At 63.5% G+C, this 13,175-nt stretch carries 14 protein-coding genes; 8 read left to right on the top strand and 6 right to left on the bottom strand.

What is annotated here, in order from left to right:
- The first annotated feature begins 12 nt into the window (after positions 1 to 12).
- From V5F23_RS05960 to V5F23_RS05950, 3 genes are read left to right on the top strand one after another with little or no spacing between them, the layout of a single operon-like run.
- A complete protein-coding gene (locus V5F23_RS05960; protein ID WP_338497759.1) occupies positions 13 to 900 on the top strand; it encodes a DUF692 domain-containing protein in 888 nt (295 codons plus the stop codon).
- Entirely contained in the window at positions 897 to 1,658 is a 762-nt protein-coding gene (locus V5F23_RS05955; protein ID WP_047736951.1) for a DNA-binding domain-containing protein, read from the top strand. The genes V5F23_RS05960 and V5F23_RS05955 overlap by 4 nt, the downstream gene beginning before the upstream one ends.
- Positions 1,655 to 2,170, top strand: coding sequence for a DoxX family protein (locus V5F23_RS05950; RefSeq protein ID WP_042730099.1), 516 nt, complete (start codon positions 1,655 to 1,657; stop codon positions 2,168 to 2,170). The genes V5F23_RS05955 and V5F23_RS05950 overlap by 4 nt, the downstream gene beginning before the upstream one ends.
- A 48-nt stretch (positions 2,171 to 2,218) precedes the next feature.
- Here the strand turns inward: V5F23_RS05950 and V5F23_RS05945 are convergent, their stop codons facing one another.
- Positions 2,219 to 3,133 (bottom strand): LysR family transcriptional regulator, encoded by a 915-nt coding sequence (locus tag V5F23_RS05945; protein ID WP_042730100.1) that lies wholly within the window; start codon positions 3,131 to 3,133, stop codon positions 2,219 to 2,221.
- Positions 3,134 to 3,237: 104 nt separating this feature from the next.
- Here V5F23_RS05945 and V5F23_RS05940 point away from each other — a divergent pair, with 104 nt between their 5' ends.
- The 3 genes from V5F23_RS05940 (at position 3,238) to V5F23_RS05930 (ending at position 6,292) form a co-directional block, all read left to right on the top strand.
- The gene (locus tag V5F23_RS05940; protein WP_042730101.1) at positions 3,238 to 3,837 is read left to right on the top strand and encodes a short chain dehydrogenase; all 600 of its coding nucleotides are present in this window, start codon (positions 3,238 to 3,240) and stop codon (positions 3,835 to 3,837) included.
- Positions 3,838 to 3,916: 79 nt separating this feature from the next.
- The gene (locus V5F23_RS05935; RefSeq protein ID WP_123579583.1) at positions 3,917 to 4,591 is read left to right on the top strand and encodes a hypothetical protein; all 675 of its coding nucleotides are present in this window, start codon (positions 3,917 to 3,919) and stop codon (positions 4,589 to 4,591) included.
- A gap of 87 nt (positions 4,592 to 4,678) precedes the next feature.
- A complete protein-coding gene (locus V5F23_RS05930) occupies positions 4,679 to 6,292 on the top strand; it encodes an NAD(P)/FAD-dependent oxidoreductase (RefSeq protein ID WP_047736955.1) in 1,614 nt (537 codons plus the stop codon).
- Positions 6,293 to 6,349: 57 nt separating this feature from the next.
- On the opposite strand, the gene V5F23_RS05925 is transcribed toward V5F23_RS05930, so the two are convergent.
- The gene (locus V5F23_RS05925) at positions 6,350 to 7,444 is read right to left on the bottom strand and encodes a PLP-dependent cysteine synthase family protein (RefSeq protein WP_047736959.1); all 1,095 of its coding nucleotides are present in this window, start codon (positions 7,442 to 7,444) and stop codon (positions 6,350 to 6,352) included.
- A gap of 269 nt (positions 7,445 to 7,713) precedes the next feature.
- On the opposite strand from V5F23_RS05925, the gene nhaA reads away from it, so the two are divergent.
- Positions 7,714 to 8,907: a Na+/H+ antiporter NhaA gene (nhaA, locus tag V5F23_RS05920; RefSeq protein ID WP_042730104.1), complete on the top strand. Its 1,194-nt coding sequence runs from the start codon at positions 7,714 to 7,716 to the stop codon at positions 8,905 to 8,907.
- Positions 8,908 to 9,017: 110 nt separating this feature from the next.
- On the opposite strand, the gene V5F23_RS05915 is transcribed toward nhaA, so the two are convergent.
- Positions 9,018 to 9,482, bottom strand: a complete 465-nt coding sequence (locus V5F23_RS05915; RefSeq protein ID WP_003184697.1) for a glycine zipper 2TM domain-containing protein — start codon at positions 9,480 to 9,482, stop codon at positions 9,018 to 9,020.
- A 169-nt stretch (positions 9,483 to 9,651) separates the two neighbouring features.
- Between V5F23_RS05915 and V5F23_RS05910 the strand changes: the two genes are divergently transcribed.
- Positions 9,652 to 9,936: a hypothetical protein gene (locus tag V5F23_RS05910; RefSeq protein ID WP_042731886.1), complete on the top strand. Its 285-nt coding sequence runs from the start codon at positions 9,652 to 9,654 to the stop codon at positions 9,934 to 9,936.
- Here V5F23_RS05910 and pdxH read toward each other — a convergent pair.
- From pdxH to V5F23_RS05895, 3 genes are all read right to left on the bottom strand, one after another.
- Complete coding sequence (pdxH, locus tag V5F23_RS05905) at positions 9,884 to 10,531, bottom strand: pyridoxamine 5'-phosphate oxidase (protein ID WP_042731887.1); 648 nt, start codon at positions 10,529 to 10,531, stop codon at positions 9,884 to 9,886. The genes V5F23_RS05910 and pdxH overlap by 53 nt on opposite strands.
- Before the next feature lie 24 nt (positions 10,532 to 10,555).
- Complete coding sequence (locus V5F23_RS05900; protein ID WP_042731888.1) at positions 10,556 to 11,668, bottom strand: OmpA family protein; 1,113 nt, start codon at positions 11,666 to 11,668, stop codon at positions 10,556 to 10,558.
- A gap of 118 nt (positions 11,669 to 11,786) precedes the next feature.
- Complete coding sequence (locus V5F23_RS05895; RefSeq protein ID WP_053147513.1) at positions 11,787 to 12,932, bottom strand: serine hydrolase domain-containing protein; 1,146 nt, start codon at positions 12,930 to 12,932, stop codon at positions 11,787 to 11,789.
- Between the last annotated feature and the right edge of the window lie 243 nt (positions 12,933 to 13,175).

The raw sequence follows: 13,175 nt of genomic DNA, 5'->3' as shown, positions 1-13,175 counted from the left end.
TGAGTGTCGATCATGACCACGTCTTGCAAACCTGCTGTCCCCGGCGCCCAGGCAGCCCACGTCGAGCTCCCGCCCCGTGCCGGGCTGGGGCTCAAGACCGGGCACTTCCAAGCAGTGCTCGGTTCAAGGCCCGATATCGGTTTCTTTGAAGTCCACGCCGAAAACTACATGGTGGCCGGCGGCCCGTTTCATCATTACCTGAGTTTGATCCGCGAACACTATCCGCTGTCGCTGCACGGTGTCGGCCTGTCCATCGGCACCGAGGGCAAGCTGGATGAGGTGCACCTCAAGCGCCTCGCCGAACTGATCGAACGCTATCAACCCCAAGCCTTTTCCGAACACCTGGCCTGGTCGAGCCATGGCCCGGTGTTTCTCAACGACCTGCTGCCCCTGGCCTACGACGCGCAAACGCTGGACCGCGTCTGCGCCCACATCGAACACGTGCAGGAAACCCTCAAGCGCCCGATGTTGCTGGAAAACCCGGCGACCTACCTGGCATTCGAACGCTCGACCATTGACGAGCCCGACTTCCTCGGCGATGTCATCCGCCGCACCGGTTGCGGCCTGCTACTGGACGTCAACAACCTCTACGTGTCCTGCGTCAACCACCAGCGCGATCCCCTGGCTTATCTCGATGCCTTGCCGCTGCACGCCGTGGGCGAGATACACCTGGCCGGGTTTGCCGAAGATGCCGACAGCCTGGGTGACCGTTTACTGATCGACGACCATGGCGCCCCCATCGACCTGGCGGTCTGGGCGTTGTATCGGCAAGTGCTGAAGCGCATCGGTCCGGTGGCAACCCTGATCGAGCGAGATAACCAAGTACCGGCCTTCAGCGTCTTGCAGGAGGAAGCCCGCCAGGCCGACGAACTGCTGCACGGCGCGCGGAGGCTGATATGAGCAGCCAGGCCACATTCGCCGCCGCCCTGCTCGACCCCCGGCAGGCGTGCCCACCCGGTTTGTGCTGCGCCAACGGCGCCGACCCGGCGAGCCGCTTCGCGGTGTATCGCAACAACGTCCTGGGCTCATTGATCAACGCATTGGCGGACGGCTACCCGGTGGTTCGGCAATTGGTTGGCGATGAGTTCTTCCAGGCCATGGCGGGCGTTCACGCGCAAGCCTGCGCACCCGACAGCCCACTGATGAATCGCTACGGCGCCGGCCTGGCGGATTTCATCGAGCGTTTCGAACCGGCGTCCTCCGTGCCGTACCTGGCGGATGTGGCCCGGCTGGAACGACTGCGCACACTGGCCTACCACGCCGCTGACGCCCAGGCCGCGGACCTTGGGCTCCTGGCCGCGGCACTCGCCGCCCCGCCCTCGCTGGGCACGCTGCGCGTGATGCTTCATCCGTCCGTGCACCTGCTCGCCTCAGCCTTCGCGGTCGTGGCGATCTGGGCCGCTCATCAGGCCGGGGAGACACTCGCCGGCATCGATCCGGGCCAGGCACAACAAGCCCTGGTCCTGCGCAATGGGCTCGACGTCGAAGTGTTCGCTATCGACCACGCGACATACACCTTCATCCAGCACCTGCAAAACGGCCTGTCGTTGGACCAGGCGTGGGCCTTTGCGCCGGACGCCGACCCGGGCCACACCCTGGCGCTGCTGATCAACCACCACGCCATCACTTGCTTGCATCACGACAAGGTCTTGCCATGAACACGCTCGTCACACGCGCTATCGCCCTGTTGGAACAGATTCCACACAGCCTGATCGCCTTCATTGCGCGGTTCTCCATTGCCGCGGTGTTCTGGAAATCCGGGCAGACCAAGGTTGAAGGGCTGGCCATCGACCTGATCGACGGCACCTTCCAGCTCGGTTGGCCGCACCTGGCCGACTCGACCGTTCCACTGTTCAAGAGTGAATACCCTGTGCCGTTGTTGTCGGCAGAGGTCGCGGCTCACCTGGCGGCATTCGCCGAGCACTTTTTCCCCGTGCTGATCCTGCTGGGGCTTGCCACGCGTTTCTCGGCGCTGGCGCTGCTGGGCATGACCCTGACCATCCAGACCTTCGTCTACCCGGATGCCTATCCGACCCATGGCACCTGGGCCGCCGTGCTGCTCTACTTGATGGCACGCGGGCCCGGCAAACTGTCAATTGACCACTGGGTCGCTGTGTGGGAGCGAGCCTGCTCACAGAAGCGCGGTGTCAAAAACAGCACTGGCGACTGATCCACTGTTTTCGCGAGCAGGCGCCTTCCCACCAGGGCCTGTGTGGCGCTATCCCTGGAGACGGTCCAACGCTTCACCGCTGCGCTTGAACCAGTCGATCAGATAGTCGGCCAGCACCTGCGTCCGCTTGGGCAGGCCACCTTGATAGGGATGCACCAAGTACATCGGCATGCGCCGAGTCTGAAAACCGCTCAGGATCCGTCGCAAGCGCCCGTCAGCCAATTCTTCGTGCAACAGGTACGACGGCAGCCGGGCGATTCCGGCACCGGCCAGGGCGGCTTTTTTCAACAGGCTGTAGTGGTTGCTGGCGAACGGCCCCGACACCCGGACCCGCAGCAGTTCGTGCTGCTGGTGGTACAACCATTCCTCCCGGCCGCTGTAATGGCTGTTGAGCAGGCAGCGGTGCTCCGCCAGGGCCTGGGGCGTGTCCGGTTCGCCATGACGGTCGAGATAAGCCGGGCTGGCGCAGGTCATTTCGTGCCACGCCAACAACGGCCGAGCCACCAGTCGCTCGTCGATGGCGGCGTCCGAGCGGATCGCCAGGTCGAAGCCTTCGCGGGCCAGGTCGCGGTAGCCGTTGCTGAGTTCCAGTTCAATCTGCACATGGGGATACGTGTGAGCGAACTCCACCAGCAAACCCTCAAAAAAGGTTTCGCCCAACGACACCGGAACTGTCATACGCACCGGCCCGGCCACGTCGTCCTTCAATCGGGCCAATGCCTGACGCGCCTTTTCCACCTGCACCAGCAGCGCCTGGGCCTGGGGCAACAACGCCGCCCCCGCCGCCGTGAGGCTCAGGCGCCGGGTGGTGCGTTGCAGCAGCACCACGCTGAAGCGGCTTTCCAACAGGCTGATGCGCTTGGACAACTGGCCCTTGCTACAGCCCAACTGCTGCGCCGCCAGAGTAAAGCTGCCGGCCTCCATCAATACGGCAAACGCCGCCAGGTCATCCATCTCGCTCATTGGATTGTTTCCAATTGAAAACCAAAGGTTGCCTATTAGCACGATTATCAACAAAAGGAACCCTTCTAGACTGCAACCTCTTCCCATCCATAGAGGAACAGCCCATGAAAATCCTGTTGATCGGCGCCAACGGCACCATCGGTTCGGCCATCGACCACGAACTGTCGCCGCGCCACGACATCATTCGCATCGGCCGCAACAGCGGCGAGTTGCAAGTGGACATCAGCGACAGCGCCTCGATCCGCGCCCTGTTCGAAAAGACCGGGCGCTTCGATGCCCTGGTCTGCGCCGCCGGCAATGTCACCTTCGCGCCCTTGGGCGACATGAGCGAAGAAAGCTTCGCCCTGGGCTTGAAAGACAAGCTGATGGGCCAGGTCAACCTGCTGCTCATCGGCCGCGAATTCGCCAACGACGGCGCCTCTTTCACCTTCACCACCGGGGTGCTCAGCCACGACCCGATCAAGAGCGGCGCGTCGGCGGCCTTGGTCAACGGGGCCCTGGACAGTTTTGTCCGCGCGGCGGCCATCGAGTTGCCAAGGGGCTTGAGAGTCAATTCGGTGAGCCCGAACGTGCTGCTGGAGGCGATGGACAAGTACGCCCCGTACTTTCGCGGATACAAGCCAGTGCCCGCCGCCGACGTGGCATTGGCCTACGCCAAAAGCGTCGAAGGCCTACAAACCGGTCAGACCTTTCACGTGGGCTAAACAGCATCTTGCCTACGCTCCTGCTTGTGATGCGGGATCAGTCTGAGTAACGTGGCGGCACCTGTCTGGAGACCCAATGATGCGTGCCGCCCGCTCCCTGCTGTTTATCGCCCTCCTGCCGCTGTTCGCCGGCTGCCAGTTGCTCGACGCGCCACGCCAAAGCGTTTCCCACGCCGGGCAAACGCGCATGCAAGGCGAACTGACGGCCGCCGATGGCAAACTGGTGTTCCAGCCCTGCCAGGAACAGCGCCGCTATATCGTCAACGACAGCGGCGGCACCAGCGTGTTGCAACAGGCCGCGAGCCTGGCCGACAACCAGGGCAAGCTGTTTGCCGATGTGCGAGGTCGCATTGTGTCCAGCGCCACGGCGGGGGCCGACAGCCAGTTGGACCTGGAGCAGTTGTATCGCCTCGAACGCTCGGGCAGCGCGTGCGACGACGGCAATTTCAAGCGGCTGGTCCTGCGTGCCTCCGGGCATGGTCCGCAATGGGACCTGAAGGCCAACGGCAAGGGCCTGGTGCTCGAACGTGAAGGCCAGCCAGCCCTGGCGGTGCCCTACCTGGAGGAACAACTGGGGGACGGCCGCTTCAACCTCAGCACCGAAGCCAACGGCCAGAAGGTCGAACTCTGGGTCGCGCCCCAGCGCTGCGTCGACAGCGTCACCGGCAGTGTCCAGCACATGAGCGCCGAAGTGCGGGTCAACGGCCAGGTTCAGCGCGGCTGCGCCTATTTCGGTGGCGCTCGCGACGACTGATTCACTGCGGCAAGGGATTGCAGCTTATAATCGCCGGTTTGAAGAACGCCCTGGCGCAGTTGTGCGCCCCGCGAACCGGACCCCGCCATGTTACGAATCACCGAACTCAAGCTGCCGCTCGACCATCCCGAAGAAGACCTGCGCGCTGCCATCCTGCAGCGCCTGGGCATCGCCAGCGATGAACTGCTCGACTTCACATTGTTCAAGCGCAGCTACGACGCACGCAAGAAGTCTTCCGAGCTGTGCTTCATCTACACCATCGATCTGACGGTGCGCGACGAAGCCGGCCTGCTGCGCAAGTTCGCCGATGACCGCAACATCAACGAAGCGCCCGACGTCAGCTACAAAGCAGTGGGCCAGGCTCCGAGCGAACTGAGTGAACGGCCGATCGTGGTCGGCTTCGGTCCCTGCGGGATCTTCGCCGCTCTGCTGCTGGCGCAGATGGGCTTCAAGCCGATCATCCTCGAACGCGGCCCGGAAGTGCGCCAGCGCACCAAGGACACCTGGGGCCTGTGGCGCAAAAGCGTGCTCAACCCCGAATCCAACGTGCAATTCGGCGAAGGCGGCGCGGGGACATTCTCCGATGGCAAGCTCTACAGCCAGATCAAGGATCCGAAATTCCTCGGCCGCAAGGTCTTGCACGAGTTCGTCAAGGCCGGTGCGCCGGAAGAAATCCTCTATGTCAGCAAGCCCCATATCGGTACGTTCCGCCTGACAGGCGTAGTGGAAAACATGCGTGAGGAAATTCGCGCCCTGGGTGGCGAGGTGCGTTTCCAGCAGCGGGTTACCGACGTGCTCATCGAGGACGGCCAACTGGTCGGCGTCGAACTGGCCAGCGGTGAACGCCTCCACTCCAGGCATGTGATCCTGGCCTTGGGCCACAGCGCGCGGGACACCTTCCGCATGCTCCACGGTCGTGGCGTGTACATGGAAGCCAAGCCGTTTTCGGTGGGTTTCCGTATCGAACACCCGCAATCGCTGATCGATAACGCGCGCCTGGGCAAGTACGCCGGGCACCCGAAACTCGGTGCAGCTGACTACAAGCTGGTGCACCACGCCAAGAATGGCCGCTCGGTCTACAGTTTCTGCATGTGCCCGGGCGGCACCGTGGTGGCCGCGACGTCCGAGCCGAATCGCGTCGTGACCAACGGTATGAGCCAGTACTCACGCAACGAACGCAATGCCAACTCCGGCATCGTCGTCGGCATTACCCCGGAAGTGGATTACCCCGGTGGCCCGCTGGCGGGCATCGAGTTGCAGGAGCGCCTGGAATCCCACGCGTTCGTGCTCGGCGGCAGCAACTACGAAGCCCCGGCGCAACTGGTGGGCGACTTCATCGCCGGCAAGCCGTCGACGGCCTTGGGCAGCGTCGAACCGTCCTACAAGCCCGGCGTCTCCCTGGGCGACCTGGCCCTGGCCCTGCCGGACTTCGCCATCGAAGCCATCCGTGAGGCCCTGCCGGCATTCGAGAAGCAGATTCGCGGATATTCGCTGCACGATGCCGTACTGACCGGGATCGAGACCCGCACCTCGTCGCCGCTGCGCATCACCCGTGATGAATCGCTGCAGAGCTTGAACGTCAAAGGCCTGTTCCCGGCAGGTGAAGGCGCCGGTTACGCGGGCGGGATTCTCTCGGCGGGCGTGGACGGGATCCGGATTGCCGAGGCCGTGGCGCGAGACATGCTCGGCCTCCAAGCCTGACGAAAAACCTGCTTTGTGGGAGCGAGCTTGCTCGCTCCCACAAAGCAGGTGCGTGGCTCAGATATTGGCCCGCAATACGCTCTCGGGCAGCGCCTCTCCCCGCTCCACACTCGCCGCAACGACCGCGATCAATCCGTCCAGCTCATAGCCTTGGGCGTTGAGCCAGGCGGGGTCGTAATAAGTGGTCGCATAACGCTCACCGCCATCGCACAAGATCGCCACGATCGACCCAGACTCGCCCCCGTCGACCATTCGCCGTGCGGCAATCAGCGCCCCGATCAGGTTGGTGCCGCTGGAGCCACCGACCCGTCGCCCCAGGCGCTGGGCCAAGTAGTGCATGGCCGCCAGCGACAGGGCATCCGGAACCTTGACCATCGCATCAATGACTTTCGGCAGGAACGACGCCTCGACCCGTGGCCGGCCAATACCCTCGATGCGCGAGCCGCAATCCAGGCGCAGGCTGGCGTCGCCGCTGCGGTAATAGTCAAAGAACACCGAGCGCTCGGCATCGGCGCATAGCACGCGCGTGTGGTGCTGGCGATAACGCACATAGCGTCCGAGGGTGGCTGTGGTGCCCCCCGTGCCAGGGCTGGAGATCAGCCAGCTCGGCTCCGGGTAATGCTCGAAGCGCATCTGCTGGAAGATCGATTCGGCAATGTTGTTGTTGGCCCGCCAGTCCGTCGCGCGTTCGGCATAAGTGAACTGGTCAATGAAGTGGCCGTCGTGCTCACGGGCCAGGCGTTCGGATTCGGCGTAGATCTGCGTAGGATCCTCCACCAGATGGCTCTGGCCACCGTAGAAAGCGATCTGGGCGATTTTTTCCCTGGAGGTGGTCGCCGGCATCACCGCGATAAATGGCAGCCCCAGGAGCCTGGCGAAATACGCCTCGGAAATCGCCGTCGAGCCACTGGACGCCTCGATCACCGGCGCGCCGGGCTTGAGCCAGCCGTTACACAACGCATAGAGAAACAACGAACGCGCCAGCCGGTGCTTGAGGCTGCCAGTGGGATGGCTGGATTCATCCTTGAAATACAGCTCGATGCCCGGCAGGCCCGGCAACGGCAGTGGAATCAGGTGGGTATCGGCGCTGCGCTGGAAATCAGCCTCGATGATGCGGATCGCTTCGCGCGCCCACTGGCGATGGTCGTTCATGGTGTTTTCTCACAGGATCGGTTCACACGGGGATATCCCCCGCGGTCAGGCAGGCACGGATTGATTCGGAAAAACCAGTCGCCAGCTTAGGAAAAAACCGACATCGCGCACAGGTACAGCTAAGGTCCAATATGGCCCGTAACTGCCCAACCGCGTGACAGGGTCGTTGTAACGACATATAACAAAAAAGAATATAACTTTTGTTTTAACAACTAACAGTACGGGTTAGGGTGTGGCGACTTTTTGATTCGATGAATGGAGAGCAAATCTTGGCTCTACGTAATTCCCTGACACGCTTCTTCCAACTGGAGGCCGCCAGTGGCCTGCTGCTGATCGCCGCCGCCATACTGGCGCTGGTCATCAACAACTCACCGCTGTCCTGGCTGTACAACGGCTTGCTGGACACCCCGGTGGTCGCCCAGGTCGGCGCGTTGAAGATCGCCAAGCCGCTGCTGTTGTGGATCAACGACGGCCTGATGGCCCTGTTCTTCCTGCTGATCGGCCTGGAAGTCAAACGCGAGGTCCTCGATGGCCAGTTGTCCAACCCTTCGCAGATCGTCCTGCCCGGCGCGGCGGCGATTGGCGGCATGCTGGTCCCGGCGCTGATCTACTGGTTCCTCAACCGCGATAACCCGGCCGCCCTCGCCGGCTGGGCGATTCCAACCGCCACCGATATCGCCTTCGCCCTGGGGGTCCTGGCACTGCTGGGCAAGCGGGTGCCGGTGTCGCTCAAGCTGTTCCTGATGACCCTGGCAATCATCGACGACCTCGGGGCCATTATCATCATCGCCATCTTCTATTCCGGCGCCCTGTCCACCTTGTCCCTGATACTGGCAGCCGCCTGCATCGCCGCGCTGGTGGCGATGAACCGGATGGGTGTGGTCAAGCTCGGGCCGTACATGGTCGTGGGCCTGATTCTCTGGGTCTGCGTACTCAAGAGCGGTGTCCACGCCACCCTGGCCGGGGTCACCCTGGCGTTCTGCATCCCATTGCGCACGAAAAACGCCGAGACCTCGCCCCTGCAGACCCTGGAACATGCCCTGCATCCCTGGGTGGCCTACGGCATCCTGCCGCTGTTCGCTTTCGCCAACGCCGGACTGTCCCTGAGCGGCGTGACGCTCGAAAGCTTCACCCACCACGTACCGATGGGCATCGCCATCGGCCTGCTGCTGGGTAAGACCGTGGGCGTCTTTGGCTTGACCTGGCTGGCCGTGAAGATCGGCATCGCCAACCTGCCCGCCGGCGCCAACTGGGGCCAGGTGCTGGGCGTGGCCATCCTGTGTGGCATCGGCTTCACCATGAGCCTGTTCGTCGGTTCCCTGGCCTTCGAGCCCGGCGTCAGCGACTACGCCGGTATGGACCGCATGGGCATCCTCACCGGCTCGATCCTGGCGGCGTTACTGGGCTACGCAGTCACCGCCGCCGCCAGCCGGAAGCCCGCTTCCACGCCGGGGTTGGGCTAACCCCGGCAGAGATTACTGGCACAGGGCAATGCCTGTGTCAGGCACCCTCAACGAAAAACGGCGCTCTCCCCTCCAGGACCAAGCGCCGTTTCCCCATCAGAACAACCCCATCAGTGCGATACGCGACTCGTCCCATCGACAGTGGAAATACGCACCCGCTCACCCACACGGAACACCTCGTTCTCCTGAACCTGCTGCACATAGGCACGCATGCTGCCGTCGTCCTCACGAACGGTAATTTCCACGCCCTGGGTACGGGTCAGGCCTTCTTCGGTGGCAGAGCCGATCAGCCCACCCGCCACGGCACCGATGACCGCAGCAACGATGCTGCCACGGCCGCCGCCGATGGCGCTGCCACCCACGCCACCCACCACGGCACCGGCCGCGCCGCCGATCGGGGTCTTGGTGCCTTCGATCTTGACTGGACGCAAGGATTCGATGGTGCCCATGCGAATCGTCTGCACGCGACGCGCCTCGTCACGGGAGTAGGAGTCACCGGTCAGGCTCGACTGACAGCCAGTGAGCAACATCGCCATCGTAGAAAAGGAAGCAACCAGTAGAACAGACTTACGCATAGCATCAGCTCCAAAAGACAGGAATTCATTAAACTCCCCAACTTGACGCCTGTCACGGCCTCGCCGGGATAAAATTGCTTTCATTCAGGTGGGATACAGGCGCGCCCGAAAAATTCACCAAACAGTAGCGTCTATTTCCAAAACCTGCGTCATCAACCTGGGATTTTTCATGGATTACTTCATCATCGTCGCAACCACCGTGGCCGGTTTGTACTTCCACTGGTGGCTGTACGTGCGGATCAAACGCTGGGTGGACCGCGACCTGGCGTTGTCGCTGGCAGCAGGGGATGAGCAGAAAAAAGCCTACATGCTGCAACAGCTGGCTCGTGCGCGGGAGCAAGGAATCAAGCGCCGGGACCTGCCGCAGTGGCTTAAAACCGCCGCGGCAGACTACCCCGATGCTAAGGCGCCAGACGCTCGCGCGTCCAGCTCGCCCCTTGCAGGCGGTAGTTGAGGCGATCGTGCAAACGGCTCGGGCGGCCCTGCCAGAATTCGATGCGCTCGGGCAGCAAGCGATAGCCGCCCCAATGCTCCGGGCAGTGGGGTTGGCTGTCACTGAAGCGCTGCTCGGTGGCCTTGAGCAGATCTTCCAGCTCACCGCGCCCGGCGATCACCCGGCTCTGGGGTGACGCCCACGCGCCGAGACGGCTGCCCAACGGGCGCACCTGGTAATAGGCGTCAGACTCCTGCGCTGTGACCTTCACCACCGTGCCCTCGATGCGCACCTGGCGCTCCAGGCCTGGCCAGAAAAACGTCATGGCCGCGAACGGGTTCGCCGCCAGTTGCTGGCCCTTGGCACTGTCGTAGTTGGTGAAGAACGTGAAGCCCTGGGCATCCAGCCCCTTGAGCAACAGGACGCGGCAATGGGGGCGGCCGTCGGCATCCACCGTTGCCAGGGTCATGGCGTTGGCCTCCACCGGCGCCTGTTCGGTCTTGACCGCCTCGGCGAACCATTGGTGGAACAGTGCAAACGGCTCGGCCGGGGCCAGGGCCTCGGTCAAGCCATCACGGGTGTAGTCGCGGCGCATATCAGCCAGCGATTGGGTCATGGCGCGTTCCTTGTGGTGAGCCCATCACTGCTTGGGCGTATCGGCGGCCGCGACTTTCTTGGTGTCCGTGGCGGCTTTGGCCGGTTGGGTTTTCTTCGCTGGGGTCGCGGTCTTGGCTGGCGCTTTCTTGGCAGGAGCCTTGGCCGCGGCTTTTTTCGCAGGCGCTTTCTTGGTCGCTGGCGCTGCGGCTTTCTTGGCCACAGGGGCAGGTGCCGGGGCGGCAGGCTTCGCGTCCTGGGCGGCCACCATCGTCACGGGCGCCGGGGCCGGCATGTTGTACTTGCTCAGCAGCGCCACCATGGTGTTCTGCGGGGTCACCAGCAGCTCCACGCGACGGTTCAAGGCGCGGCCTTCAGCGCTGTCGTTGGCGGCACGGGGCGATACCGCCCCCATGCCACGCAGCATCAGGCGATCACGCTGCAGACCACTGAGACGGAAAATCGCCGCCACGGCCTGGGCACGCTCCTGGCTGAGCTTCAGGTTGGCCGGCGCGGCGCCCGAGGTGTCGGCGTGGCCGAGGACCAGCACGGCGGTCTTCGGGTCGGCTTCGAGGATCTTCGCCACCCGAGTGAACGGGCCGAGGGTCACGGGCAGCAGCATGGCCGGGCGATCCGGGTTGAATGAACTGTCCACCGGCGCGGTGACCACCAGCACGTTGTCGCGACGCTCAAGTTCGAGCTTGCTGTCCTGGATCGCCGTGCGCAGCTTCGGCTCGTAGTCGTCGAGCCAGGCTTGGGTCACCTTCGGATCGGGCATCGGCACGGCCTTGGCGGTTTCCTGTTCCTTGCCGCCGAACGGCCACCACCACTTGCCATTGCTCTCGGCTTCGGCCTTGGCCACCGTGGCCGGCGCCTTGGCTTCGGGCTTCACGGGCTCTTTACTGGCCACGTCGGCGCTGTCATCGGAGGAGAACGGCCACCACCAGTGCGTGGCGCTCTCGGCCTTGGCCTGCGGCGCGACGGCAGCGGGCTTCAGGGGCGCAGCCGGTGCAGCGGGTGCAGGGTCCTTGGCCGCGACCTTGTCGGAGGAACCGAAGGACCACCAGCTACCGCCGCCTTCGGCATCATTTTGTGGAGTTTGTGCGCAACCGGTGATAGCGAAGCACAGCGCCAGAGCGAGGGTTTTATTCGATGACATTGGATATCCACAAAATGATGTAAATGAAAAAATTAAAGGCCGTGTTCAGGCCACATAAACAGACGCTTGGAAACTGAAAAGGGCATGAGGTTCCTATGCCCATTGCCTTCAATGGCGTTTACAGACAAGTGGCAAGGACCCTCGCCAGGTTCTGCGCGCGCGGGTCCATCAGCACGTACGGGCCCAGCGTGTTGGTCACGAAGCCGAACGCGACATCGTGTTCCGGATCGGCAAAACCGATGGAGCCCCCTGCCCCCGGATGCCCGAACGCCCGAGGGCCGAGGCCGTAGGTCGCGTTCGGTACATCGGGCTGGTCCAGCATGCAACCCAGGCCGAAACGGGTCTGGGTCAGCAATGTCTTGTCGTCGCCAAAGCTGTGCTGGCGAGTCAGTTCGTCGAGCATTTCACCTTCCAACAGGCTGCCGTCCAGCAGGCCGGCATAGAAACCGGCCACGCTGCGGGCATTGCCATGGCCGTTGGCGGCGGGTTGCTGCATGCGCCGCCATTGCGGCTTGTTGGTGCTGGTCATGATCGACGGCGGATTGGTGAAGGCCCGGGTGGTCATGGCCGTGGGTTCGCGCATCGTCACTTGCAACAGGCGCTGGGCCGCCGCGTCGCCGACGTTGCCCTTGCCCCGGGCGATGTGGGCCACGCGATGGAACTCGGCATCGGCCAGGCCCACGTGAAAATCCAGGCCCAACGGCTTGGCCACGCGGGCCACGATGGACTCCCCGGGACCACGACCGTCCGCCCTGCGCAACAGTTCGCCGACCAACCAGCCATAGGTGATCGCGGCGTAACCATGGCCCTCGCCGGGCGTCCACCAGGGGCTTTCGGCGGCCAGCGCATCGACCATGGCCTGCCAGTCATACAGCGCTTCAGGTGGCAGCAGTTCGCGCAGCGCGGGCAGCCCGGCCTGATGGCAGAGCAACTGGCGCAGGGTGATGGCGGCTTTGCCGGCGGCGGCAAACTCAGGCCAGTAGCGCGCTACCGGGGCATCGAGCTGCAGCTTGCCTTCGGCCACCAATTGCAGGGCCGTGACGGCGGTGAAGGTCTTGGTGCAGGAGAACAGATTGGCGAGGGTGTCGCTGTGCCAGGCTTCATGGCCGTCCTTGTCCGCCGTGCCGGCCCACAGGTCGATCACCGTCCGGCCGCCGACCTGGATGCACAACGCGGCGCCGCGCTCCTGGGGGTCGTCGAACAGCGCCGCGAAAGCCTCACGTACGGCTTCGAACTGAAGTTCATAATGACCTTGAATCTGCACCCGCAACTCCCTCGAAACAAAGACTTTTCAGATTGGCTGGCATTGTTTCAGGCATTAGGTCATTTGGGAACCGCCACAGGACGGCTGGCTGGACACCGCCCTGGTGGCGAGGGGATTTATCCCCGCTGGGTTGCGAAGCAGCCCCCGAACAGCCAATTCTGTTTATCCTGGCACTCCGAGTCGCCTGGCTTCAGGGCCGCTTCGCGCCCCAACGGGGATAAATCCCCTCGCCACAGATGGCTC

This window comes from Pseudomonas sp. WP18, assembly GCF_036689585.1.
GTDB classification, from domain to species: Bacteria; Pseudomonadota; Gammaproteobacteria; order Pseudomonadales; family Pseudomonadaceae; genus Aquipseudomonas; species Aquipseudomonas chlororaphis_E.
This window is presented reverse-complemented; position numbering and strand designations above follow the sequence as displayed.